The sequence below is a fragment of the Pseudomonas sp. 43mfcvi1.1 genome, from assembly GCF_900115935.1.
Taxonomy (GTDB): domain Bacteria; phylum Pseudomonadota; class Gammaproteobacteria; order Pseudomonadales; family Pseudomonadaceae; genus Aquipseudomonas; species Aquipseudomonas bijieensis.
In genome coordinates, this window is record NZ_UETT01000003.1 from 500072 (window position 1) to 523448 (window position 23377).

The following is a 23377-nucleotide window of genomic DNA, read 5'->3' on the forward strand; positions in this document are numbered from 1 at the left end:
GAAAGCCGCTGTCTCCTGTCAGAGATAACAGTGGCGACGAACGGTTCAAACTCTTGGATGCAAATCACACGTGACAACTCCACTGGCCTTGTGGCGCTGGGGTCGCCTATCCACTGCGCTTTTAAGGTGTACGAGAAAGAAGAAACCGGGGGACAGACCACGATTTGGGCTCACCTGTAATCGGACTGTTTCATATTCGTGGTCTGTTCCCGTTTCCCCAAGACAACACCTCAACCCTTAGGTTGAATAGAACGTAAGCACGCTCTCATATATTGCTGCGTCTTGAGTTATCAGTAAGAGGCGACAGGCGCCAAGCAGAGCATGCACGGGTTGTAAATCTTCAATTTGTGCCCAGAGCGCGTCGACCTTATCGCTCTCTCCGAACGGTTTAAGTGCGATAGCGTTGCTGAATTTGGAGAGCCTCGCCCGATCAGGCAAGCGCTCAAAAACGTACCATTCATCAAAGCCCGGCGTGGGCAACTGATCGATATCCGTAATGATAGGACTGATCGCCAAGTCACCTACACGTTGCCACCCGCTAGCGATTTCAACGGCGCTAAGGCTATAGGGCCCGCTATCCGACGCAGCAATCGCCACATAACGCCCATGTACGAGCTGAGGAAGCTGGTGTATGAGGTCACCCAGGTTAACGTCGTATCCATCGTGCCAGTCGAGAGTGCGGTAGCCCGCGTGCGCCCCGGTATGCAGTTTGGTTGTCATGTATTTCCTTTGAGGATCAGCGATGACAAAAAAGGGATTTATCTCCTGAAAATAAACCTGTTCCCCGACTCCTAGTAAAAGTCGTAATAAAGCGCCCACTCCCCAGTTTCATTGTGCTTCCAGAACATCAGGCTCCCACTGTCGACCACGTTCAGATTGATCTTCGAGTCCGATGAAATCTGGAACACAAACTCGAAGCCTTCACCCGGATCAACACCCGACTGGCAGAACGAAGGGTAACCACCGATCTTGTGTTCGTAGGTGTGGGTGACCAAGTCGTAATAGCTTTGGATCTTGCCCGCGCGTTCCAGCGTGAGGATTGCTTGCTCAAGGTCCTCCGGGACACCACCGCCATCCCACAATGGAAAGTCCTCCGGCACCGCTTGCGCTGTCAGTGGGAAGGGTTTGAGGAACGTACCTGCCACCGACAGAGACTTGCGCACCAACACATCATCCGGCCCGTACTCGCGGATAACCCAATTATCCCCCATCGGCTCAAAGTGCTCGGGGAACGGGTTTGAAATGAACACCGTCAGCACACGAACCCCTGCTAGCAGAGGGCTATTGATAGGCAGGGCGGGCAGGTAAAACTGCGCATAGGGGAGCAACTGTTGCCCCGCCTGATTAGTGGGCACCTCTTCATCCGGTCGGAACAGGAATACATTGCCCAGCCAGCTTTCTTCATCGGTGCCGGCAGGACGAAAGCCGCCGGCAATGAGCTTCACGGCGGGGCGGGCCAGGCGTTGCTTGATTTCCTGGATATCCATGGCGATGTAAACCTCCTTTTTACTACAGGATTAATACTGAAAAGGGGGCAGATTTATTTGCTGGAAAATAAATCTCTCCCCTCTGTGCGCTCTCTGTGTTCGCCAAGGTTTTTTGCGTTTTTCGTGAGTAAGGTCAGGGCACTACCTTGGGGCTGGCGTACTAGTCCCGTCCCGCACCTGCATCAGTGCAAACCCCAGCAGATTCAAGCCTTTCCACTGATTCGGATTGTTCGCATCTGCGTTGTCCTGTGCGAGCCCTATACCCCAGATGTTATCAACCGGGCTGGCTTCGACAATAACGCGCGAACCGGTTTGTAGAAGATATTCGTTCAACTGTGGATTCTGAGAGAACTTGGCCTGGTTCGCTCGAACGACAATGTCGTATCGGTGTTGCAGCCAAACCTTATCATTGAATCCGCGCACGTTGCGGCCAAGTGCTTTGGCGGCATTAGGAGTAGGGGCTTGGAGCACCTGCGCACGAATTTCCTGATCGTCGAACAAGGCCGCTTTCTCGGCCATCATGAAGTGTTCGGCCGTCGGGTAATGTTGCCCCTCGACAATGAAGCCAGCCTCGAACCATTGGCTGAAGCACGACGCCGTGACGACAGTTTTGCTGCGCTGGTGCCCCCAGAAAAACGTAAAGCTCAGATGTTCTCCAGAGTTGAAACGTGCGCACAGTTCTTTCAGATGTTCAGAGTCGTTCAATGAGATTTCCTCGTTAACTGAAGATCGAAGTTACAGCTACTGTGCTGACCAAGACAACCACGAAGCTTGGTAGGTCGAACGTCCACAGATTGATGCATACGCGCAACTCTTCGTAAACAAAACCCGACGCAAAACGTCGGGTTTTTTCGTTGAGGAATTAAATCCTATTGCCGCGGCTCCACGTTATCCAATACCCGGTTCGCCAGCAACGAACTCAGCTCAATCAACTGCTGAATCCCCTGCGCCACATGACGTCTCGATCCCTCCAGATCAAACGCCAAATCACTCACCATCGCATCAGCCGAAGCCAGCGTCTCAGTGAGGTTGGCGAGCAGGCATTCGTTATCGAGGCCTTTCACGACGGTGAATAGCTGCCCCGGTTTGGGGTCGTCTTGGGATTTATCCGATTTCGGTAGCAAGTAGTGATCGAGCACGCGTTTGGTGGTTTCGTCTTGCTGTTTGGCTTTCGATTTTGCGGATGTAGAAGTGGAATCTGCCTCTGGCGGATTCGGGGTCGTTTTGAACATTGACGTAATCTCTCAATTAGGCCGCAACCCTCTCGCTACTAAACGAAAGGGTGGCGGCTGTGCGCAAGTTAGTAGACCGGTGATTACGTCAAACCCGGCGCACCCGAAGGTGCCATGCGCACAGCCACCATCGAGAACAGGCAATGCCTGACCGATGAGACTTGTACACCGAGACGTAAACCGGGCTACTAAACCCGACCACTGATGGGCAGTGGCAGGAAGACAATAGAACCCAGGGACAAGGTGCACAAGCGGGCGGATTCTGGCGTAGTTGTAGGCAAAGGCGCAAGGATGCGTGGCTTGATAGAGGGGTGTAGGTGGGGGCTGTAGGAGGGAGGGTTTTTGGTGATGTGGGTGGGGTGTTCGGCTCTGGAGCTGGGGCGATTTCATCGCGAGCAGGCTCGCTCCCACAGGGCTAGGTGTTCGGCTCGACATAAGTCCCCTGTGGCGAGGGAGTTTGCTCCCGCTGGCATGCGCAGCAGGCCCCTGCATTTCTTCAGGCAAACCGCATCGTCCGGTTTTGCGTCTGCTGCGCAGCCGAGCGGGAGCAAGCTCCCTCGCCACGGGGGCTGACTAAACCGCTTTCCAAATCTTTTATGGCAGCGTGCCATTCGTTATAGATAATCTATCTGCGAATCATTAGCATTACCTGCATTGGTTTCCCGTTTCCCCGCAGGTACTCACTCCATGCTATTTCCATCTCGCCTTACGTTGCTGGCTGCGTGCTGCTCAGTCAGTTTTCTTGCCCAGGCGGCAGAACCTATTGAATTGGGAGCGACCGACGTTACTGCCAGTGCGATCAAACCCAACTCCAACACGCTACCAACGCCCTATGCGGGAGGTCAGGTTGCGAGGGGAGGCCAGATGGGGGTGTTGGGCAATCAGGACAACATGGATGTCCCGTTCGTGATGACGAGTTACACCTCGCAGTTGATTGAAGATCAACAAGCTGAAGACGTGGGTGATGTGCTTCTCAATGATCCGTCGGTGCGTCAATCCTATGGGTTTGGTAACCAATCCCAGGTGTTCGTGATTCGAGGCTTGCCGCTTAACAGCGACGACATTTCCTACAACGGACTGTATGGCGTCTTACCGCGTCAGATTCTGTCGACGGATGCTATCGAGCGTGTCGAGGTGTTCAAAGGCCCCAACGCGTTTATCAATGGTGTCAGTCCGACGGGCTCGGGTCTTGGGGGCGGCGTCAACTTGCAGCCCAAACGCGCAGAGGATGTGCCGACGCGTCGTTATACCCAGGACATCAGCACCGATGGCCGCATTGGCGAGCATTTGGATATCGGGCAGCGATTCGGCGAGGATAACCGCTTTGGTGCCAGGTTGAATCTGAGCCAGCGGGAAGGTGAAACAGCGATCGACAACCAGGATCAGCGCACGAAGTTGTTCGTTGCGGGCCTGGACTATCAAGGTGATAACTTCCGCGTTTCCACCGATTTCGGGTATCAGAAACAGCGTATCAATGGGCTGCGTAATTCCGTGAATATCGGCAACGCCACCCGCATTCCCACGGCTCCGCACGCCAGCCACAATTATGGGCAGGACTGGACTTACTCCGAAACGGAAGACACTTTCGGCATGGTTCGTGGCGATTGGGATCTGAACGAAAACTGGACCGCATACCTTGCCGGTGGTGCAAAGCACACCCGAGAAACCGGGGTATACGCCACGCCGACACTGGTCGGCAATAACGGCGTAGCGACGATCGGTGGCTCGGAAATTCCTCACAATGAAGACAACACATCGTTCAGTGGCGGGTTGAACGGGCGCTTTAACACGGGCCCTGTTTCCCACCAGGTTGCGATTGGTGGCTCGACGATCTGGACCGAGCAGGAAAACGCCTACACGTTCTATCGTTCCGTGACCGGGAACAGCAATATCTACGACACCCCCAAGCTGCCTAAGCCGACGGCGGTGTCCAGCACGGGCGGTGAAATGGGGGATCCCGGGGTGACCGGCAAAACCCGCAACCGCAGCCTGGCGGTTTCCGACACGCTGGGCTTGTTCGATGACACATTGCTGGTCACTTATGGTGTTCGTCGTCAGCAGTTGCGTGTCGAAAACTATAAGTACGATGGCACTACTTCAAACGGTGTAGCCAATCCAGCAAACGATGGCAGTCGTAGCGCGCTCTACGATGAAGCTATTACCACGCCTGTTTACGGCATCGTCTACAAGCCTGTGCAGAGCGTGTCGCTCTACGCCAACCGAATCGAAGGCCTTGCAAAAGGGCCCGTGGCGTCCGGTACCGGCATCACGAACCTGGGCCAAGCCTTTCCCCCTGGCCGCACCAAGCAGTTGGAAGCGGGCATCAAGCTGGACCTGCAGACCTTCGGTGCGAACTTGGGTGTTTTCCGCATCGAGAAACCTTCCGATGGTTACGTCGACAACGCGCAGAGCCTCTATGTGCGTGATGGTGAGCAGGTCAACAAGGGGCTGGAGCTCAGCGTTTTCGGCGAACCCATCGAAGGCCTCCGGTTGATGGCTGGCGGTACCCGCATGACGTCTGAGCTGAAAAAAACCGCTGGCGGTCTCAACGATGGCAATCACGCCATTGGCGTGCCAACGTTTCAGCTCAATGCCAGCGTAGATTGGGACGTTCCGGGTATCGAAGGGGCCGCGCTCAGCGCAAGGATGTTGCGTACTGGCGGGCAGTACGCGGATCAGGCTAACAACCTGAGCTTGCCGACCTGGAACCGTTTCGACGCTGGCGCACGTTACAAAATGAAATTCGTGGAGAAAGACCTGACGTTGCGCGTCAACGTGGAAAACATTACCGATAAGAACTACTGGGCCTCGGCAAACGGCGGCTACCTTTCGCAGGGTGATCCGCGCTTGGTGAAGTTCTCGGGGACTATCGATTTCTAAGTAAAAAGGGGATTTATTAAGTGAAAAGGGGACAGATTTATTTGCTGGTAATAAATCTGTCCTCTTTTCTCCGGGCTACTAAACCCGACCACTGATGGGCAGTGGCAGGAAGACAATAAAACCCAGGGACAAGGCGCACAAGCGGGCGGATTCTGGCGTAGTTGTAGGTAAAGGCGCAAGGATGCGTAGCTAGATTGGCGTTGTAGGCGGGGGCTGTAGGAGAGGGGTGTTTTGGCGATGCAGGTGGGTTGTTTTACTCAATCCAGCGATACGAAATGATTTGAATCCAATCCGCCCGTTGCAGAGAATTGCCACCTTACCCCAAAAGGATATGGGCGATGAAGTTCGAAGGGACTTTCCAATACATGGGCAATCACGGGATCGTCTTCAACGTCTCGCAGATCACCCTCACCGACAGCGAACGTGGACGCCTGCGGGAGCTGCATTTTGGCGAAGCGAAAAGCGCCCACTATGAGGTCAACAGCAAGGTCGTCGAGGTGTACGACAAGATGCAGGCCAAAAACCTGCCGTGCGTGATGATGATCGGCATTTCCAAGCCGCTGACCCGGCAACAGGGCGACGCCCTCAACGCCCAGCGCACCACGATCGCCACCCTTGCAGCCGCGGCCTTCGCTTCCGCCGCCAAGGCCGTGGCCCCCTCTTACGTGGCGGCATCTGTAGGGATGGGTGTGCGCACGTATACCAATCAAATTCTACCCACCTACCATGCTGGCGACGTACTGGTCAGCATCGAGGCGCAGGTCAACGGCGGTATCGGCCCGCAACGCACCCTCTCGACATTGATCATCAAGGCCTGACCGGAGACGTACATGTCCGAAATTACTCAATTGGTCATTGCCTTGGTGGTGTCCTTTCTGCTTGATCGATTCCTCAAACCCTATCTGCTACGCAAGTGGCTAGGCGTGGTGTTGGTGGCGGCGGGTGCGGTTGGCTGCGTTTTGGCCGGTCAGACCCGCGTGTTGGGGTTTGACCTGGGGTTGCTGTCGGTTTTTGCCGTGGCGATAGGGATGGGGTTGTTCATGAAGCGGCGGCGGTTTGAGGAGGTTGGCTGAGCAGGAAAGGCGGGCGGATTTAATATCAGAAAATAATTCCGCCTCCTTAAGTAGTCCCCTTATAAAGAAACTGGGGACAGACCACGATTTTGCGCTCACCTGTAATCGGACCGTCTCATAATTGTGGTCTGTCTCCGTTTCTGCCCCAAGGATGCGTGGCTTGGTGGAGGGGTGTAGCCAGGGTCTGTAGGAGCGGGGTTTGCCGGCGATGCGGGGACCTGTTTTGGTCTGGAACCGAGTCGATATCATCGCGAGCAGGCTCGCCCCCACAGAGAGAGTGGAGGCAGGAAGACCTCGCCCTGAATCCAGCCACCGCGTTGTGCCAGGTTGATCGCATTTAGCCTTTCGGGTGGGGGGCTGCTGCGCAGCCCAGCGGGGATAAATCCCCTCGCCACAATGAATTCCTTCACCACAAGGAATCGGCATGGCTTAACTGAACGGCATGCCGTTGGAAGTGCTATTTACGTTTGAGCATCTCCGGCAACTGTGCCACCAGCTTCTGATTATTCAACGGCGCCCGAATAAACCCGCGTTGAGTACCGTCCGGCCCAATCACGGCGAGGTTGCCGCTGTGATCAACCGTGTAGTTGGGTTTGCTGGTGTCCGCCGGAATGAACGGAATGCTCACCGCATTCGCCAGTTTCTGCAGGTCTTCAACCGATGAAGCGGTCAGGCCTTTGAACTGCGGATCGAAGTAACCCAGGTACTGCTTGAGTTGCTTGGGCGTGTCGCGGTTGGGGTCGACGCTCACCAATACGATCTGCAACTTATCCACAGCCTCGGGCGGCAGTTCGCTTTTGATCTGGCGCAGTTGGGCGAGGGTGGTCGGGCAGATGTCCGGGCAGAAGGTGTAGCCGAAGAACAGCAGGCTCCATTTGTCTTTCAAGCCGTCCATCGCCACGGGCTGGCCGTCCTGGTCGGTCATTTTCACGTCCGGCAGGTTGCGGCTCTGGGGCAGCAGGATGATGCCGGCATCGATCAGCGCAGTCGGGTCGCCCTGGCCTTTACCGGACAGCACTTTATTGATGGTCAGGCCGAGGATCAGTGCGATCACGGCCACGAGAATGAAGACGGTTTTCTGGGTTCGAGTCATAGGCTCAACAGTAAGTAGTGATCTACAAGCAGGGCGATGAACAGCAGGAACAAGTAGTAAATAGAGTACTTGAAGGTGTTGATCGCCGCGTGCGGCCGACTGCCACGGTACAACACCACGGCCCATTGCAGGAACCTGGCACCCAGTACCAGCGCGCAAATCAGGTACAGCATCCCGCTCATATGGATCACGAACGGCATCAGGCTCACTGCCAGCAGCACCAAGGTGTATAGCAGGATATGGATCTTGGTGTAGTGCTCGCCGTGGGTCACCGGCAGCATCGGGATGTCGGCCTTGGCGTATTCCTCCTTGCGGTGAATCGCCAGGGCCCAGAAGTGCGGTGGGGTCCAGGCGAAGATGATCAGCACCAGCAGCAGCGGTTCGGCGCTGACATGACCGGTGGCGGCTACCCAGCCCAGCAGCGGAGGCGCCGCGCCGGCGAGGCCGCCGATGACGATGTTCTGCGGTGTCGCCCGTTTCAGGAACCCGGTGTAGACCACCGCATAACCGAGCAACGAGGCCAGAGTCAGCCAGGCTGTCAGCGGGTTGGTGAACGCCAGTAGCATGGCCTGGCCGGCCACGGCCAGTGCCAAGGCGAAGGTCAGCGCGGCGGCCGGTGAGATGCGTCCCTCGGCCAGCGGCCGTTTGTGGGTGCGGGCCATGACCGCGTCGATGCGCCGGTCCACCACATGGTTGACCGCCGCCGCGCCGCCGGCACACAGGGCGATGCCCAGGTTGCCGAACACCAGCACCGTCCACGGCACGCCGGCGCGGGTGGCGAGGAACATGCCGACCAGCGAGGTGATCAGCATCAGCACCACCACTTTCGGCTTGGTCAGCTCCAGGTAATCGCGCCAGATCGCTTGGCTGTGGCGTTCACCGGTCAAGGTTGCCATGGCATCTCTCCTTTTATTGTTATGGGGCTGGGGCTGTGTTTATGCGGGTTGAACCGCCAGCGCAGCGGGACTTGATGCTTGACCCGGACCAGGCTGGTGCGGGCGTGATAGTTGACCAGCACCAGGGTCAGCAGCAGCGCGGCGCCCCCGGCGTTGTGGGCGACCGCCACCGGCAACGGCAGGTGGAACAGCACGTTGCTGATGCCCAGGGTGATCTGCGCCGCCAGTGCCGCCAGCACCAGGCCGGCGAGGCGGGTCATGCCGACGGTCTTCAATTGCCAGGCCAGCCCCAGCAGCACCACGGTCACCAGCAACGCGCCGATGCGGTGGGTCAGGTGAATGGCGGTGCGGGCGTCGCTGTCCAGTTGCCCGCCCAGGTAGTTGGGACCGATGTGCTGGGTCAGGTGGAAGCCGTTGGCGAAATCGGCCGGTGGCAGCCATTGGCCGTGGCAGGTGGGGAAATCGATGCAGGCCACGGCGGCGTAGTTGGAGCTGACCCAGCCGCCGAGGGCGATCTGGCCGATCACCAGCAGCAGCCCGGCCGTCGCCCAATGTTGCAGGCGCTTGGGCACGGTCAGCGCCGGCAATACGCCGGACAAGCGCAAGGTGAGTAGAAACAGCAGGCTCAACGTCGCGAACCCGCCCAACAGATGCCCGGTGACCACTTGCGGCCACAGCTTGAGGGTCACGGTCCACATGCCGAACGCCGCTTGCGCAAAGACCACGGCCAGCAGGAACAGTGGCAACTTCAATGGCAGGCCCGGGTGACGGCGGTTCATCCAGGCCCGGGCAGCCAGCACGGTAATCAACAGCCCCAAGGTCCCGGCAAAGTAGCGATGGACCATCTCGTTCCAGCCTTTGTGGGCTTCCACCGGGGCGTCGGGAAAATGCAGTTCGGCATGGGCCAGTTGGGCTTCGCTCTTGGGCACGCTGATAAAACCGTAGCAGCCGGGCCAGTCCGGGCAACCGAGGCCGGCGTGGGTCAGCCGGGTGTAGGCGCCCAGCAGGACGACGATCAGTGCCAGCAGCGTGGCGAACAGCGCGAGGCGAAATCCAGGTTTGGCCATGTCGATGCCCTCATCCGATGTTCGACAGTTTCAGCAAATGGCGCAGGTCGTTGAGCAAGTCCTTGCCCTTGACCCGGGCGTCGTAGCGCAGCACCAGGTTGCTGTGGGGATCGATGATCCACAGTTGGGCGCCGCCGGAGCCTTGGGCGCCCTTCTGATAGGCCGGCAGGTCCAGTGGGTAACGTTGCAGTTGTGGGTATTCGCGCTGCAGTTGAGCGTCATAGTCCGCGTCCAGCGGTTGCGTCACCGCCAGGGCATGGCTGGCGCGGCCGGCTTCGCGGCCCAGGCCGATCTGGACCTGGCGGGCCAGGTACACCAGTTGCCGGCAATCCACCGAACATTCCTGCGGTGCGGTGACCAGGATCTGCCAGCGCTGCTCATCGGCCTGTACGCCGATCTCGGCTCGGGTCTGGCCGTTGCCGATCAGTTCGCCGTGGTAGCTGCGGCTTTCCGGCACCCAGAACTGGAATTTGTACATGCCGGTGGCCAGGATCATCGGGCCGATCACCCCGAGCACGATCAGCAGCAATTGCACGCGGCCCTTGCGACGGTTGGGCGCCTCAGACGTGTTGGTTGGATTCATGGTGCTTCCCATGGTGTCTCCCTGCGTTGTGCCATCCGAGATAAAGGAACAGGCCGAACAGTGCCGTCGCCATGGCGAACCACTGCACGGCGTAGCCGAGGTGTTTTTCCGGGCCCATGGCCACTACGGGCCAATCGGTCCGGTAGGCGCCGGGACCGCTCTGTTGGCGTAATTCATAGTTGAAGCCGTTGCGGTCCAGTTCGGCCCAGAGCTTGTCCGGCTCGATGGCGGTGACCAGTCGTGGCCAGGGCGCGCCCGCCGGGTCGGCGTGGAGCTGGAATGTCGCGCCGGGTGCGACGTAGACCCAGGCTTGTAGGCTTATTGGTTGTTCCGGTGTGTTGAAGACCGGCGGGGTGCGGCGGTCAGGCCAGGGCAGCCAGCCGCGATTGACCAGCAGCCACAGCCCGGTCCGGTGGTCGAGGAACGGTTGCAGCAACTCGACGCCGACCTTGCCGTCGTGCTGGCGGTTATCCAGCAGGATGCTGTGCTCGCCGTCGAACTGGCCCTGCAGCGTGACCGGGCGAAAGGCCGGATCGCTGGTATGCGCAAGCTCGGTGCTGTCCATCGGCGGGGCCACGCGGCGCTCGGCATAATTTTCCATGAGCACACGCTTCTGTTCGCCCCGGCTCAATTGCCAGAACCCCAGGCACACCATCACGGGCACCAGAATGGCGACCACCAGCGACGGCACGATGCCCGGCCGGAAGTGTTTCATGGCGCCGTCCGAAAGCCGTCGAACGGGATAGCTATACTCACGTGCATCGCGTCCCCCCGGAGTGTCCCTGATGCTAAAAGCAGCCATCGTCCTGATGCTGATTGCCACGATTGCCAGCCTGTTCAGCGGCCTGTTTTTTCTGGTCAAGGACGACAGCGATTCCAATCGCCTGGTCATCGCCCTGGCGGTGAGGGTCAGCCTGGCCGCTGTCACCGTCGGCTTGATCGCCTGGGGTTTTTTCAGCGGCCAGTTGGTGTCTCACGCACCCTGGTAGTCGTGCCTCAGAGCACGTAGACGAAGACGAACAAGCCGATCCACACCACATCGACGAAGTGCCAGTACCAGCTCGCCGCCTCGAAGCCGAACTGGTGCTCGTTGTCGAAGTGCCCGCGCATGATCCGCATCAGCATGACGAACAGGATGATCGTGCCGATGGTGACGTGGGCGCCGTGGAACCCGGTGAGCATGAAGAACGTTGCGCCGTAGACACCGGAGCCCAGGGTCAGGCCCAGTTCCTTGTAGGCGTGGATGTATTCCTCGGCCTGGAAGCCCAGGAAGGCGCAACCCAGCAGCACCGTGATCGCCAGCCAGAGCTTCAGTGCGCCGCGATGGCCTTTTTTCAGGGCGTGGTGGGCGATGGTGACGGTGACGCTGGAACTGACCAGCAGCACGGTGTTGAGCAGCGGCAAGCCCCACGGGCTGATGACTTCCTTGGGCGCCGGGAAGAGTTTCGGATCGGGGTTGTTCAGCAACGGCCAGGCGAACTCGAAGCTCGGCCAGAGCATGTGCGACAGGCCTTTGGTGCCTTCGCCCGCCAGGCCAGGCGCCGAGATGTTGCGCACATAGAACAGCGCGCCGAAGAACGCGATGAAGAACATCACCTCGGAAAAGATGAACCAGCTCATGCCCCAGCGGAACGAGCGGTCGAGTTGTGCGCTGTACAGCCCGGCGCGGCTTTCCTTGACCACCGCGCCGAACCAGCCGAACAGCATGTAGGCCACCAGCAGGCCGCCAATGAAAAAGATCAGCGGGCCATGGGATTCCGGGCGCGCCGCCTTCAGGTCGTTGAACCAGGTCGCCAGGCCATACACCGTGACGAACATCCCGACCGTGGCGATGATCGGCCATTTGCTCTGGGCCGGGACGTAATAGTGTTCGTGAGTTGCCATTTATTGTTCTCCTTATCGGGCACGCTATCGGTCAGTGTTTAGAGCCACCGGTGGATGACGAGCGGTGATATCGAACAGCGTGTAGGACAGCGTCAGGTGCTTCACTTCCTTGGGCATGTCCCGGTCGACGATGAAGCGCATGGGCATTTCGATGCGTTCGCCGGGTTGCAGCACTTGCTGGGTAAAACAAAAGCATTCGGTCTTGTGGAAATACGCCGCCGCGGTGCTCGGCGAGATGCTCGGCACCGCCTGGGCACTCATCGGCCGGTCGGTGGGGTTGTGGGCGACGAACACCATCTCGTTCACCGCACCCGGCTTGACCACCAGTTGGTCGCCCTTGGGGTAGAAGTCCCAGACCATGTCCACCGCATTGGTCGACAGGAACTGCACACGTACCTGGCGTGATTCATCGACGGTCTGCTCGCCTTCGTACTGCCCGCCGGTCTTGCCGTTGATGCCGAACGCCTTGCACATCACGTCGTAGATCGGCACCAGGGCAAAGCCGAAGATGAACATGGCCACCACCACTATCAGCAGGCGAGTGACCAGTTTTTTCAGCGAAATCGACTCAGCCATGGTTTCCAGTCCCTACCGAGAACCCTGTGGGAGCGAGCCTGCTCGCGATAGCGGTGTATCTGACACACCGAGTCGCGCTTATCGCGAGCAGGCTCGCTCCCACAAAAGCTGCGGTGTTTCCCACAGAAGCTGCGGTGTTCATTTCACTTCCGGCGGCGTAGTGAAGGTGTGATACGGCGCCGGCGACGGCACGCTCCACTCCAACCCTTCGGCCCCATCCCACGGCTTGGCCGGTGCCGGTTCGCCGCCACGGATGGTCTTGATCACGATGAACAGGAAGAAGATCTGCGTGGTACCGAACATGAACGCGCCGATGGACGAGACCATGTTGAAGTCGGCGAACTGCAGGTTGTAGTCGGGAATCCGCCGGGGCATGCCCGCCAGGCCGACGAAGTGCATCGGGAAGAACGCCATGTTCATCCCGATGAACGACAGCCAGAAGTGCAGCTTGCCGAGGGTTTCGTCGTACATGTGGCCGGTCCATTTCGGCAGCCAGTAGTAGGCCGAGGCGAAGATCCCGAAGATCGCGCCGGGCACCAGCACATAGTGGAAGTGCGCGACCACGAAGTAGGTGTCCTGGTACTGGAAGTCCGCCGGGGCGATGGCCAGCATCAGCCCGGAAAAACCGCCGATGGAGAACAGGATCACGAACGCCACGGCAAACAGCATCGGTGTCTCGAAGGTCAGCGAGCCCTGCCACATGGTGCTGGCCCAGTTGAACACCTTCACCCCGGTGGGCACGGCGATCAGCAGGGTGGCGTACATGAAGAACAGCTCGCCCACCAGCGGAATGCCGACCACGAACATGTGGTGCGCCCAGACGATGAACGACAGGAACGCAATGGCGGCCGTGGCGTAGACCATCGAGGTGTAGCCGAACAACGGCTTGCGCGAGAACGCCGGGATGATCGAGCTGACGGCACCGAAGGCCGGCAGGATCATGATGTACACCTCGGGGTGGCCGAAGAACCAGAACACGTGCTGGAACAGCACCGGGTCACCGCCGCCGGCGGCACTGAAGAAGCTGGTGCCGAAGTGGATGTCCATCAGCATCATCGTCACGCAGCCGGCCAGCACCGGCATCACCGCGATCAGCAGGAACGCGGTGATCAGCCAGGTCCAGACGAACAGCGGCATTTTCATCAAGGTCATGCCGGGGGCGCGCAGGTTGAGGATGGTGGCGATCACGTTGATCGCGCCCATGATCGAGCTGATGCCCATCAGGTGGATGGCGAAGATGAAGAACGTCACGCTTTCCGGCGCATAGGTGGTGGACAGTGGCGCGTAGAAGGTCCAGCCGAAGTTCGGCCCGCCGCCTGGGGTGAACAGCGTCGAGACCAGCAGCAGGAATGCGGCCGGCAACAGCCAGAAGCTGAAGTTGTTCATGCGCGGCAGGGCCATGTCCGGCGCGCCGATCATCAACGGGATCATCCAGTTGGCAAGGCCGACGAACGCCGGCATCACCGCGCCGAAGACCATCACCAGGCCATGCATGGTGGTCATCTGGTTGAAGAATTCCGGCTGCACGATCTGCAGGCCGGGCTGGAACAGTTCGGCGCGGATCACCATGGCGAACGAGCCGCCCAGCAGGAACATGGAGAAGGCGAACCACAGGTACAGCGTGCCGATATCCTTGTGGTTGGTGGTCAGCACCCAGCGCATCAGGCCCTTGGCGGGGCCATGGGCGTGGTCGGCGCCGGCATGACCGTGGTCATCGATCACAGCACTCATGTCCTGTCTCCTTCGAACGAGTGGGCTGGACGGCGCGGGGCGTTGAGCCCCGACCGGTTGCGGGAACTAACGTCAGGCCGGCTCATTTGCTTTCCGCCTGTTTGAGTTCCAGCACTTCTTTCGGCGTCACCATGTCGCCCTTGTTGTTGCCCCAGGCGTTACGTTCATAGGTCACGACGGCGGCGATATCGACTTCCGACAGCTGCTTGCCGAACGCGGCCATGGCGGTGCCGGGCTTGCCGTGGAAGACAATGCTCAGGTGATCAGCCTTGGGTCCGGTGGCGATTTTCGAGCCCTTGAGCGCCGGGAACATCGGCGGCAGGCCCTGGCCTTCGGCCTGGTGACAGGCCACGCAGGTGGTGTGGTAAACCTTGTCGCCACGCTCAACAAGTTCTTCGCGCGTCCATTCCTTGCTGGTCAATTCTTTGAGCTGCGCGGCTTCGGCCTTGCGCTCGCCCAGCCATTTCTCGTAGTCGGGCTTGCTCTTGACCTCTACCACGATCGGCATGAAGCCATGGTCCTTGCCGCACAGCTCGGCGCATTGGCCGCGATACAGGCCGGGCTTGTCGACGCGGGTCCAGGCTTCGTTGACGAACCCGGGGATCGCATCGCGCTTGACCGCGAAGGCCGGCACCCACCAGGAGTGGATCACGTCGGCGGAGGTCACCAGGAAGCGCACCTTGGCATCGACCGGCAGCACCAGCGGCTTGTCGACCTCCAGCAGGTAATGCTCGCCCTTGGCGCTCTGGTTATGGATCTGTTCGGCGGGGGTGGCCAGGTTGCTGAAGAACTCGACGTCCTGGCCCAGGTACTTGTAGTGCCACTTCCATTGATAGCCGGTGATCTGGATATCGATGTCCGACTCGCTGGAGTCGTACATCTTGATCAGGGTGGCGGTGGCAGGAATCGCCATCAACACCAGGATCAGGAAGGGCACGATGGTCCAGAGGATTTCGACGCGGGTGTTTTCGTGGAAATGCGCGGCATTTTGGCCGGTTGAGCGGCGATGCATCATCATCGACCAGAACATGGCGCCGAAGACGATGATGCCGATGACTACACAGATCCAGAAGATGGTCATGTGCAAGTCGAACACTGCATTGCTGATCTGTGTCGCTCCAGGCGCCATATTCACAGTCCAGGCCGCTTGCGCCTGGCTGAAAATCGACCACAACAGGAGGCCCATCCATACGTGTGGATGTCGCGTCATTGCGGGTTCCCCTTATCGTTCTTGTTATCCCGTAGGCGTAAAGCCTGCGGCAAGGGATCGGCTATTCAGACTGCTTAATTGACTCGCCGCGCCTTGCTGCACATGCAATCGGGTGTCATCAGCTAACTCCATTCCAAACCGAGTATAGACAGCACCTGCAACCTCGCAACGCGATGGCGTAAATCGTTTGAAACACCCGGGGCTTGCGCTAGAGCCCACGAATGGAGAAGGATGCGAGCCTGAGTGATGGCAAACCGATATAACTGTGACGTAGCAAGGAAGAGACGGTTATGAAAAATAGGTCTTAGGAGTGTTTTTGCGCCAGCTAAGTTATGTCTTCCCTATTTCATTGCCTTTGTTTCCTGGAGTTGTCATGAACACCGCCGCATTGCGCGAGCAGATCCAAAAAGCCCAACAACACGAAGCCGAGACCGGCCAATTGACCCGCCAGCTGGAGGCCCAGTTACCGCATCTGCATGCCGCGATCCAATTGCCAGACATCGACGCGAAGGGCGTCATGACCCGTTTTGTCACCGCTTACATCGAGCAGGTGCCGGACTTGCTGGACGCCGCCAATGAGGTGGCCCGCGAAGCCGGTATCGAATCGCAGATCAAGCCCGTACTGAAGATCGCCGAACAGTTTTTCCTCCAGCCGCCCAAGGTAATGGAAGGTCACGTCGGCCTGGACGGCCTGTTGGATGAGGCCTACCTGGCGCATCGGTTGGTGGAGGAGGTCAACGATCTGTATATCAAGCATTTCAGCCAGCCGTTGATCCCGCTGGACATGACGGTCGCCAACCTGATCGCCCACCATTTGATCGGCGAACCGTTCGCCAACCAGTTGGATGAAGCCGTGCATCACGCCGTGGACGAGATGCTCGACGAAGACAGCTTTGCGCTGGAGTCGGTGGAAACTTACCGGGACAAGCTGGGCAGCCCGGACACCGGCGCTGCCTGGAAGCGCTGGCCGTGCCTGTCGCGCCAGCTGGGCGTTGGGCTGGAGCTGGATCAGCCAGCGGCCTGATCCACCAGGAAACCCCGTAACCCCTGTGGGAGCGAGCCTGCTCGCGATTGCATTGGATCAGTCGACATAGACGTTGAATGTCCAACTGCTATCGCGAGCAAGCTCGCTCCCACATTTTTTTGGAATGGCCGATCAAGGCCCGTCCGCCTTGATCTCCTGGTAGCGTCGCTCCAGTTCCTGACGAATCTGCCGACGTTGCTGGGCCTGTTCGTAGCGGCGTTTCGCTTCGCTGTTTTGCGGCTGCAATGGCGGTACGGGCGCGGGTTTACGCTGGTCATCCACCGCCACCATGGTGAAGAAGCAACTGTTGGTGTGGCGTACCGAGCGTTCGCGAATATTTTCGGTCACGACTTTGATGCCCACTTCCATCGACGTGTTGCCGGTGTAGTTCACCGAGGCCAGGAAGGTCACCAACTCGCCGACGTGAATCGGCTCACGAAAGATCACCTGGTCTACCGACAAGGTCACCACATAGCGCCCGGCGTAACGGCTGGCGCAGGCGTAGGCGACTTCGTCGAGGTATTTGAGCAGGGTGCCGCCATGGACATTGCCAGAGAAGTTGGCCATATCGGGGGTCATCAACACCGTCATCGACAGTTGGGCGTTTCCGGGTTCCATAACGTACTCACGGTTCAAGGCAGCAATTGTGGAGGGGCACCTCTGCGGGTGCTGGTGAGGGGCCTGTACACAGGTCACCCAGGTTTTAAAAACCACCGATATCGGGACGCTACGGCTGTGGTTGCCGTCACGCGCCGATGGATCTGTTTCCATATATTGCACCGTCTTTTTGTCGGAAGTCGCGGTGTTACCCTTCAAAAGCCCATTGCGAGGGCAATTCCTACAGAGGAAACGGATTTCTCCAGCTCTGCAGTGAGTCATTTTGAACAGGGAGCCCCGACATGCATGCCATCAGCTTCATTCAGGACTTGGCGATCATCATGATGGCGGCGGGGTTGGTGACCGTACTCTTTCATCGTTTCAAACAGCCGGTGGTATTGGGCTACATCGTGGCCGGCTTCATCATTGGCCCGCATACGCCGCCGTTCGGCTTTATCCACGACGAAGACACGATCAAGACCCTGGCCGAACTCGGGGTGATCTTCCTGATGTTTTGCCTGGGCCTGGAATTCAGCCTGCGCAAACTGTTCAAGGTCGGGGCCACGGCCTTCATCGCGGCGTTCCTCGAAATCGTGCTGATGATCTGGATCGGCTATGAAATCGGTCGCTGGTTCGAGTGGAGCACCATGGACTCGCTGTTCCTCGGCGCGATCCTGGCCATTTCCTCCACCACCATCATCGTCAAGGCCCTCAACGACCTGAAGATGAAGAACGAGCGTTTCGCGCAGCTGATTTTCGGGGTGTTGATCGTCGAGGATATCCTGGGCATTGGCATCATCGCCTTGCTGTCGAGCATTGCCGTCAGCGGCACCGTGAGCTCCGGCGAGGTGTTTTCCACGGTCGGCAAGCTGTCGTTGTTCATGATCGTGGCGTTGGTCATCGGCATTCTGCTGGTGCCGAGGGTGCTGGCCTACGTGGCGAAGTTCGAAAGCAACGAAATGCTGCTGATCACCGTGCTGGGCCTGTGCTTCGGTTTCTGCCTGTTGGTGGTGAAGCTGGAATACAGCATGGTGCTCGGGGCGTTCCTGATCGGGGCGATCATGGCCGAGTCCCGGCAACTGCTGAAAATCGAGCGGCTGGTGGAGCCGGTGCGTGATCTGTTCAGCGCGATTTTCTTCGTCGCCATCGGGCTGATGCTCGATCCGGCGATATTGCTGCAGTACGCCTGGCCGATTGCGGTGATCACGGGCGCCGTGGTGCTCGGCAAGATGCTGTCCTGCGGCCTCGGTGCCTTTATCGCCGGCAACGACGGACGCACCTCGCTGCGAGTTGGGATGGGGCTTTCGCAGATCGGCGAATTCTCCTTCATCATTGCGTCATTGGGGATGACCCTGCAGGTCACCAGCGACTTCCTTTATCCGGTCGCGGTCGCCGTCTCGGTGTTGACCACACTGCTCACGCCTTACCTGATCCGGGCCGCCGACCCGCTGTCCGTCAGGCTGGCGACGGTTATGCCGCAACGGCTGACGCGGGTATTGGGGATGTATGGCGAATGGCTGCGCAGCATCCAGCCTCATGGCGAAGGAGCGATGGTGGCGTCGATGATCCGGCGGATCTTGCTGCAGGTCGGGGTCAACCTGGCGCTGGTCATCGCGATTTTTGTCTCGGGCGGTTATTTTGCCGAGCGGATGTCGGCTTACCTGCAAGCCTGGATCAGCGATCCGAGCTGGCAGAAGGCGTTGATCTGGGGCGGGGCGTTGCTGCTGTCGCTGCCGTTCCTGATCGCCGCCTACCGCAAGCTCAAGGCGCTGTCGATGTTGCTGGCGGAGATGGGCGTGAAGCCGGAGATGGCTGGCCGCCATACACAGCGGGTGCGTCGGGTGATCGCCGAAGTGATCCCGATTCTCTCGCTGCTGGTGATTTTCCTGTTATTGGCAGCCTTGTCGGCCAGCATTCTGCCGACCAACAAGTTACTGGTATTGATCGCCGTGGTGGCGACTGCCGTGGCGGCACTGCTCTGGCGCTGGTTCATCCGCCTGCATACGCGGATGCAGGTGGCCTTGCTTGAAACCCTGGACAATCACAAGGAATCGTCCGGGCATTGACCAGCGTCGGGGCTCAGCTTTCCAGCCAGACGTCCCGGGCCCAGTGCCAGACCGATTCCCAGGTTTCTTCGGCGATCAGTTCTTCTTCGGCTTGCCACAGCACCACAGTGCCGTCTTCTTCGACGCAGTAGTAATCGTCGCCGTCCTGGCAGATCGGGATCAGGCTGCGGTCGACACCGGCATCCCAGGCATTGGCGGCCACGTCTGGCAGGTAGGTGTGGGATTGTGGATCGGTGACGGTCACCGGTTCCAGGCTGCCATAGACAACATCGCTGACGGTCAGCAAAAACTCCCTGAAGACGAATGGGATATCGATGAACAGCTGTTCTTCGATCTCTACCAGCAGGTCTTCGTCGGGCAACTCCAGCGGGACCGGCACGGGCTCGTTGGCTTCACGCAATTGTTCGATGATTTCTTCCACGTCCGGGATCCTCTTTTCTCGATGGCGCGGTTCTACATGGAGCGGTTTATACAGTAGCTCGCTATAGATGCAACCGCGAAATGGAAAACCCCGGCCTGGGCCGGGGTTCTTTTATTTCAACATGCAAACCGCGCAAAGGTTCAACCGTTCTGGCGGATGCCGGCTACCAGCCAAGGCTGGTCGTCACCCTGGGCACGTTCCATGTTCCAGCTTTCGCTGAACGCTTCGCCCTTGTCGAAGCGAGAATCCTTCGACACACCGCTGAAGGTCAGGGTGGCGATGGTCTTGTCGGCGCGATCGTCGACACCGTCCAGTTGCACCTGGAGATTGTCGATGTAGGTGGACTGGAAGCCATCACCCAGCTCGGCCCGCTCGCGCTTGAGGAACTCCAGCAGTTGCGGGGTCACGAACTCGGCGATCTTGTCCATTTCGTTCGCGTCCCAGTGTTGCTGCAAGGACATGAAGTGGCTGCGCGCGGCTTCGATGAAGCGTTGCTCGTTGAACCAGGCCGGCGCGTTGATGACCGGACGGGCGGCCACAGGCGCTGCCGAACCACCGAAGATCGAGCCGCTGGCAGGCTGCTGGTTGAACACTTCACGCTGCATCGGCGCGTGGCCGGCCGGAGCCAATTGCTCCTGCTGCTTGCGACGACGGGCGGCAATGAAGCGGAAGACCAGGAAGGCGATGACCGCCATGATCAGGATGTCGAAGATTTGCATGCCCTGGAAGCCGTCGCCCATGAACATGGAAGCGAGCAAGCCACCGGCGGCGATGCCGGCCAGGGGGCCGAGCCAGCGCGAAGCACCGCTGGCCTTGGTGGCTGCGCCCGCGGCACCGGCCGCGCCTGCGGTGGCGGCAGTGGACCCGGCGGCAGAGGACGGCGCCATCTGGCTGGTCTGGTGAGTCGGGGCTGCGCCCGAACTTTTACCACCGCCAAAACGCTTGGCGGCATTGGCGTCGATGGCCATCGTCAGGCCGATGCACAGCGCCATGGCGATGCTAAGAAAACGTTTCATATAAAGGCATTCCCATTTGTGGATAGCACGCGCGCCATGTTGCACAGCTGAACTGTTGCTGGCTAGCGACAGAGTGTTTCGGGCTTTTGCGTGACAGGTTAGGTTCAGCTTCGCCGCGCAAGAGGGCTTGTTCGCTTTGGGCTGTAGGAAAGGGGGACAAGTTCTATCGGAAAACTAGTATGGGTAGGGGAAGGTATCTGTGGGAGCAAGGCTTGCCCGCGATAGCGATCTATCTGACGCATCTATGTCGGATGCGCCACCGCCTCGCGGGCAAGCCTTGCTCCCACAAGCCTTGCTCCACAGGGTTTAGCAAATTTTTAGATCGCTTCCAACTTGGCATACCCCAGCATCAGCCACTTGCTGCCTTCGCTGAAGTTCACCTGCACCCGGGCCTGGGCCCCGGCACCTTCGAAGTTGAGGATCACGCCGTCGCCGAATACCGAATGCCGCACGGTCTGGCCGAGGCTGAAGCCGGTTTCCGGGATGTCGCTACCGCCGAACAGGCTGCTGGTGCTCTGTTGCTGGCCGCCACCGAACGGTCGGCTGACACTGTTGGACAGCCGCACTTCCTGAATCAGGCCCTTCGGTACTTCACGTACGAAGCGCGACACCTTGTTGTAGGTCTCGCTGCCATACAAGCGTCGGGTTTCGGCGTAGGTCAGTACCAGGTTCTGCATGGCGCGGGTGATACCGACATAGGCCAGGCGCCGTTCTTCTTCCAGACGCCCAGGTTCTTCCAGGCTCATCTTGTGGGGGAACAGGCCTTCTTCCATGCCTACGAGGAATACGTAGGGGAACTCCAGGCCCTTGGCACTGTGCAGCGTCATCAGTTGGATGCTGTCTTCATGCTCGTCGGCCTGGGTGTCGCCGGCCTCCAGGGAGGCATGGCCCAGGAAGGCCGACAGCGGTGACAGGTCTGCGTCTTCTTCGGTGTTTTCGAAGTTGCGCGCGGCGCTGACCAGTTCCTCGAGGTTTTCCACCCGGGCCTGGCCTTTCTCGCCCTTTTCCGCTTCGTGGTAGGCGATCAGGCCGGATTGCTCGATGACGGTCTGGGTCATCAAGTGCAGTGGCATCTCCCCGCACTTGGCGGCCAGGTCCTCGATCAGGTCCATGAACGCCTTCAGCGCACCGGCGGCGCGACCGGTCACGCCTTTGTTGGCGACCAGCTGACGCATGCCTTCCCACATGGAGACGTGGCTGTGGCGGGCGTGATCACGAATGGCTTCGACGGTTTTCTCGCCAATGCCCCGCGTCGGCACGTTGATCACCCGCTCCAGGGCCGCGTCGTTGCCGCGACCTTCGATCAGGCGCAGGTAGGCCATGGCGTTCTTGATTTCGGCGCGCTCGAAGAAACGCTGGCCGCCGTAGATGCGGTACGGGATCCGTTCGCGCAGCAACGCCTCTTCCAATACCCGCGACTGGGCGTTGGAGCGGTACAGGATGGCGATGTCGCTGCGGGCCAGGCCGGTTTTCAGCGCGCTTTCGATGGTTTCCACCACGTAGCGGGCTTCATCGTGTTCGTTGAAGGCGGCGTAGAGGTTGATCGCTTCGCCTTCGCCGCCATCGGTCCACAATTCCTTGCCCAGGCGCCCGGTGTTGTTGGCGATCAGGGCGTTGGCGGCCTTGAGGATGCCGGCGGTGGAGCGGTAGTTCTGTTCCAGGCGGATGACTTCGGCGTCGGGGAAGTCCGCCGAATACTGGTGAATGTTCTCGATCTTGGCACCGCGCCAGCCGTAGATCGACTGGTCGTCGTCACCCACCACCATCAGGCTGTCGCCACCCTTGGCGAGCAGGCGCAACCAGGCGTATTGCACGGCGTTGGTGTCCTGGAACTCGTCCACCAATACATGCCGGAAGCGCTTTTGATAGTGGGCCAGCAGGCCTGGGTGGTCGCGCCACAGGTCCAGGGCCCGGAGCAGCAGCTCGGAGAAGTCGATGACCCCGGCGCGCTGGCACGCCGCCTCGTAGGCTTCATAGATGCTACGCATGGTCGCCAGGAACAGGTCGCCACTGGCCTGGATGTGCTGCGGGCGCAAGCCTTCGTCTTTCTGGCCATTGATGAACCATTGGGCCTGGCGGGCCGGCCAGCGCTGTTCGTCCAGGCCCAGCTCGCGGATCACCCGCTTGACCAGGCGTTGCTGGTCGTCGCTGTCCAGGATCTGGAAGGTCTGGCTCAGCCCGGCTTCCTGCCAGTGCGCCCGCAACAAGCGGTGTGCCAGGCCGTGGAACGTGCCGACCCACATGCCGGCGGGGTTGATGCCCATCAGTTGCTCGATGCGATGGCGCATCTCGGCCGCGGCCTTGTTGGTGAATGTCACCGACAGGATCGAATGGGGCGAGGCGTTCTCGACCTGGATCAACCAGGCGATACGGTGCACCAGCACTCGGGTTTTACCGGAGCCAGCACCGGCCAGGACCAACTGACGACCCACGGAGGCTGCTACGGCCTGGCGTTGGGCATCGTTGAGGGAGTTCAGCAGAAGGGAGAGATCATCGCGCATCGGGGCATTCTAGGGTGCGGCGTCACCCCGGGCAAACCGA

At 59.5% G+C, this 23377-nt stretch carries 23 protein-coding genes; 6 read left to right on the forward strand and 17 right to left on the reverse strand.

The genetic code is table 11. From position 1 onward, the window contains the following. Positions 1 to 237 precede the first annotated feature (237 nt). From DTP52_RS08395 to DTP52_RS08410, 4 genes are all read right to left on the reverse strand, one after another. The gene (locus DTP52_RS08395; RefSeq protein ID WP_109752896.1) at positions 238 to 720 is read right to left on the reverse strand and encodes a hypothetical protein; all 483 of its coding nucleotides are present in this window, start codon (positions 718 to 720) and stop codon (positions 238 to 240) included. Positions 721 to 791: 71 nt separating this feature from the next. Further along, a complete protein-coding gene (locus DTP52_RS08400) occupies positions 792 to 1487 on the reverse strand; it encodes a DUF1963 domain-containing protein (protein WP_109752897.1) in 696 nt (231 codons plus the stop codon). Between the two features lie 141 nt (positions 1488 to 1628). Then, positions 1629 to 2192 (reverse strand): NADAR family protein, encoded by a 564-nt coding sequence (locus tag DTP52_RS08405; protein ID WP_109752898.1) that lies wholly within the window; start codon positions 2190 to 2192, stop codon positions 1629 to 1631. 164 nt (positions 2193 to 2356) lie between these two features. Continuing rightward, a complete protein-coding gene (locus tag DTP52_RS08410) occupies positions 2357 to 2719 on the reverse strand; it encodes a DUF6124 family protein (RefSeq protein ID WP_109752899.1) in 363 nt (120 codons plus the stop codon). Between the two features lie 687 nt (positions 2720 to 3406). Between DTP52_RS08410 and DTP52_RS08420 the strand changes: the two genes are divergently transcribed. The 3 genes from DTP52_RS08420 (at position 3407) to DTP52_RS08430 (ending at position 6672) form a co-directional block, all read left to right on the forward strand. Further along, positions 3407 to 5599 carry a TonB-dependent siderophore receptor gene (locus DTP52_RS08420; protein ID WP_109752901.1) on the forward strand — a complete coding sequence of 731 codons (2193 nt, stop codon included), beginning with the start codon at positions 3407 to 3409 and terminating at the stop codon, positions 5597 to 5599. A gap of 338 nt (positions 5600 to 5937) precedes the next feature. Beyond that, entirely contained in the window at positions 5938 to 6417 is a 480-nt protein-coding gene (locus DTP52_RS08425) for a hypothetical protein (protein WP_109752902.1), read from the forward strand. 12 nt (positions 6418 to 6429) lie between these two features. Further along, the gene (locus DTP52_RS08430; protein ID WP_109752903.1) at positions 6430 to 6672 is read left to right on the forward strand and encodes a hypothetical protein; all 243 of its coding nucleotides are present in this window, start codon (positions 6430 to 6432) and stop codon (positions 6670 to 6672) included. Between the two features lie 457 nt (positions 6673 to 7129). Here DTP52_RS08430 and DTP52_RS08435 read toward each other — a convergent pair whose 3' ends face one another. Genes DTP52_RS08435 through DTP52_RS08455 form a run of 5 tightly spaced genes read right to left on the reverse strand, consistent with a single transcriptional unit; the run spans position 7130 to position 11026 of the window. Next, positions 7130 to 7765 carry an SCO family protein gene (locus DTP52_RS08435; RefSeq protein WP_109752904.1) on the reverse strand — a complete coding sequence of 212 codons (636 nt, stop codon included), beginning with the start codon at positions 7763 to 7765 and terminating at the stop codon, positions 7130 to 7132. Further along, the gene (cyoE, locus tag DTP52_RS08440; protein WP_109752905.1) at positions 7762 to 8661 is read right to left on the reverse strand and encodes a heme o synthase; all 900 of its coding nucleotides are present in this window, start codon (positions 8659 to 8661) and stop codon (positions 7762 to 7764) included. Before cyoE ends, DTP52_RS08435 begins: the two co-directional genes overlap by 4 nt. Then, positions 8649 to 9728 carry a heme A synthase gene (locus tag DTP52_RS08445; protein ID WP_109752906.1) on the reverse strand — a complete coding sequence of 360 codons (1080 nt, stop codon included), beginning with the start codon at positions 9726 to 9728 and terminating at the stop codon, positions 8649 to 8651. Before DTP52_RS08445 ends, cyoE begins: the two co-directional genes overlap by 13 nt. 10 nt (positions 9729 to 9738) lie before the next feature. Next, a complete protein-coding gene (locus tag DTP52_RS08450; RefSeq protein WP_109752907.1) occupies positions 9739 to 10323 on the reverse strand; it encodes a hypothetical protein in 585 nt (194 codons plus the stop codon). Further along, entirely contained in the window at positions 10289 to 11026 is a 738-nt protein-coding gene (locus DTP52_RS08455) for an SURF1 family protein (RefSeq protein WP_109752908.1), read from the reverse strand. Before DTP52_RS08455 ends, DTP52_RS08450 begins: the two co-directional genes overlap by 35 nt. A gap of 70 nt (positions 11027 to 11096) precedes the next feature. Between DTP52_RS08455 and DTP52_RS08460 the strand changes: the two genes are divergently transcribed. Continuing rightward, positions 11097 to 11300, forward strand: a complete 204-nt coding sequence (locus DTP52_RS08460; protein ID WP_109752909.1) for a twin transmembrane helix small protein — start codon at positions 11097 to 11099, stop codon at positions 11298 to 11300. 7 nt (positions 11301 to 11307) lie between these two features. Here the strand turns inward: DTP52_RS08460 and DTP52_RS08465 are convergent, their stop codons facing one another. The 4 genes from DTP52_RS08465 to coxB form a co-directional block, all read right to left on the reverse strand. Continuing rightward, complete coding sequence (locus DTP52_RS08465) at positions 11308 to 12195, reverse strand: cytochrome c oxidase subunit 3 (RefSeq protein ID WP_109752910.1); 888 nt, start codon at positions 12193 to 12195, stop codon at positions 11308 to 11310. 24 nt (positions 12196 to 12219) lie between these two features. Further along, positions 12220 to 12771, reverse strand: coding sequence for a cytochrome c oxidase assembly protein (locus DTP52_RS08470; RefSeq protein ID WP_109752911.1), 552 nt, complete (start codon positions 12769 to 12771; stop codon positions 12220 to 12222). Positions 12772 to 12909: 138 nt separating this feature from the next. Then, complete coding sequence (ctaD, locus tag DTP52_RS08475; RefSeq protein WP_109752912.1) at positions 12910 to 14502, reverse strand: cytochrome c oxidase subunit I; 1593 nt, start codon at positions 14500 to 14502, stop codon at positions 12910 to 12912. An 82-nt stretch (positions 14503 to 14584) separates the two neighbouring features. After that, positions 14585 to 15712 carry a cytochrome c oxidase subunit II gene (gene coxB / locus DTP52_RS08480; RefSeq protein WP_109752913.1) on the reverse strand — a complete coding sequence of 376 codons (1128 nt, stop codon included), beginning with the start codon at positions 15710 to 15712 and terminating at the stop codon, positions 14585 to 14587. 373 nt (positions 15713 to 16085) lie between these two features. On the opposite strand from coxB, the gene DTP52_RS08485 reads away from it, so the two are divergent. Next, positions 16086 to 16736 carry a hypothetical protein gene (locus DTP52_RS08485; protein WP_109752914.1) on the forward strand — a complete coding sequence of 217 codons (651 nt, stop codon included), beginning with the start codon at positions 16086 to 16088 and terminating at the stop codon, positions 16734 to 16736. Between the two features lie 132 nt (positions 16737 to 16868). Here the strand turns inward: DTP52_RS08485 and DTP52_RS08490 are convergent, their stop codons facing one another. Further along, positions 16869 to 17354: an acyl-CoA thioesterase gene (locus DTP52_RS08490; RefSeq protein ID WP_109752915.1), complete on the reverse strand. Its 486-nt coding sequence runs from the start codon at positions 17352 to 17354 to the stop codon at positions 16869 to 16871. A gap of 281 nt (positions 17355 to 17635) precedes the next feature. Between DTP52_RS08490 and DTP52_RS08495 the strand changes: the two genes are divergently transcribed. Continuing rightward, positions 17636 to 19399 carry a cation:proton antiporter gene (locus DTP52_RS08495; protein ID WP_109752916.1) on the forward strand — a complete coding sequence of 588 codons (1764 nt, stop codon included), beginning with the start codon at positions 17636 to 17638 and terminating at the stop codon, positions 19397 to 19399. Positions 19400 to 19412: 13 nt separating this feature from the next. Here the strand turns inward: DTP52_RS08495 and DTP52_RS08500 are convergent, their stop codons facing one another. The 3 genes from DTP52_RS08500 to uvrD form a co-directional block, all read right to left on the reverse strand. Further along, the gene (locus DTP52_RS08500) at positions 19413 to 19820 is read right to left on the reverse strand and encodes an SMI1/KNR4 family protein (protein ID WP_003187120.1); all 408 of its coding nucleotides are present in this window, start codon (positions 19818 to 19820) and stop codon (positions 19413 to 19415) included. Positions 19821 to 19960: 140 nt separating this feature from the next. Next, positions 19961 to 20836: a Tim44 domain-containing protein gene (locus DTP52_RS08505; protein ID WP_109752917.1), complete on the reverse strand. Its 876-nt coding sequence runs from the start codon at positions 20834 to 20836 to the stop codon at positions 19961 to 19963. Positions 20837 to 21153: 317 nt separating this feature from the next. Further along, positions 21154 to 23337 carry a DNA helicase II gene (gene uvrD, locus DTP52_RS08510; protein ID WP_109752918.1) on the reverse strand — a complete coding sequence of 728 codons (2184 nt, stop codon included), beginning with the start codon at positions 23335 to 23337 and terminating at the stop codon, positions 21154 to 21156. Positions 23338 to 23377 lie beyond the last annotated feature (40 nt).

Bases quoted from the DNA above. Each gene is read 5' to 3' on its own strand.
- DTP52_RS08395 (WP_109752896.1), bottom strand. From the start codon at position 720: ATGACAACCAAACTGCATACCGGGGCGCACGCGGGCTACCGCACTCTC.
- DTP52_RS08400 (WP_109752897.1), bottom strand. From the start codon at position 1,487: ATGGATATCCAGGAAATCAAGCAACGCCTGGCCCGCCCCGCCGTGAAG.
- DTP52_RS08410 (WP_109752899.1), bottom strand. From the start codon at position 2,719: ATGTTCAAAACGACCCCGAATCCGCCAGAGGCAGATTCCACTTCTACA.
- DTP52_RS08420 (WP_109752901.1), top strand. From the start codon at position 3,407: ATGCTATTTCCATCTCGCCTTACGTTGCTGGCTGCGTGCTGCTCAGTC.
- DTP52_RS08425 (WP_109752902.1), top strand. From the start codon at position 5,938: ATGAAGTTCGAAGGGACTTTCCAATACATGGGCAATCACGGGATCGTC.
- DTP52_RS08430 (WP_109752903.1), top strand. From the start codon at position 6,430: ATGTCCGAAATTACTCAATTGGTCATTGCCTTGGTGGTGTCCTTTCTG.
- DTP52_RS08435 (WP_109752904.1), bottom strand. From the start codon at position 7,765: ATGACTCGAACCCAGAAAACCGTCTTCATTCTCGTGGCCGTGATCGCA.
- cyoE (WP_109752905.1), bottom strand. From the start codon at position 8,661: ATGGCAACCTTGACCGGTGAACGCCACAGCCAAGCGATCTGGCGCGAT.
- DTP52_RS08445 (WP_109752906.1), bottom strand. From the start codon at position 9,728: ATGGCCAAACCTGGATTTCGCCTCGCGCTGTTCGCCACGCTGCTGGCA.
- DTP52_RS08450 (WP_109752907.1), bottom strand. From the start codon at position 10,323: ATGGGAAGCACCATGAATCCAACCAACACGTCTGAGGCGCCCAACCGT.
- DTP52_RS08455 (WP_109752908.1), bottom strand. From the start codon at position 11,026: ATGAAACACTTCCGGCCGGGCATCGTGCCGTCGCTGGTGGTCGCCATT.
- DTP52_RS08460 (WP_109752909.1), top strand. From the start codon at position 11,097: ATGCTAAAAGCAGCCATCGTCCTGATGCTGATTGCCACGATTGCCAGC.
- DTP52_RS08465 (WP_109752910.1), bottom strand. From the start codon at position 12,195: ATGGCAACTCACGAACACTATTACGTCCCGGCCCAGAGCAAATGGCCG.
- DTP52_RS08470 (WP_109752911.1), bottom strand. From the start codon at position 12,771: ATGGCTGAGTCGATTTCGCTGAAAAAACTGGTCACTCGCCTGCTGATA.
- ctaD (WP_109752912.1), bottom strand. From the start codon at position 14,502: ATGAGTGCTGTGATCGATGACCACGGTCATGCCGGCGCCGACCACGCC.
- coxB (WP_109752913.1), bottom strand. From the start codon at position 15,712: ATGACGCGACATCCACACGTATGGATGGGCCTCCTGTTGTGGTCGATT.
- DTP52_RS08485 (WP_109752914.1), top strand. From the start codon at position 16,086: ATGAACACCGCCGCATTGCGCGAGCAGATCCAAAAAGCCCAACAACAC.
- DTP52_RS08490 (WP_109752915.1), bottom strand. From the start codon at position 17,354: ATGGAACCCGGAAACGCCCAACTGTCGATGACGGTGTTGATGACCCCC.
- DTP52_RS08495 (WP_109752916.1), top strand. From the start codon at position 17,636: ATGCATGCCATCAGCTTCATTCAGGACTTGGCGATCATCATGATGGCG.
- DTP52_RS08505 (WP_109752917.1), bottom strand. From the start codon at position 20,836: ATGAAACGTTTTCTTAGCATCGCCATGGCGCTGTGCATCGGCCTGACG.
- uvrD (WP_109752918.1), bottom strand. From the start codon at position 23,337: ATGCGCGATGATCTCTCCCTTCTGCTGAACTCCCTCAACGATGCCCAA.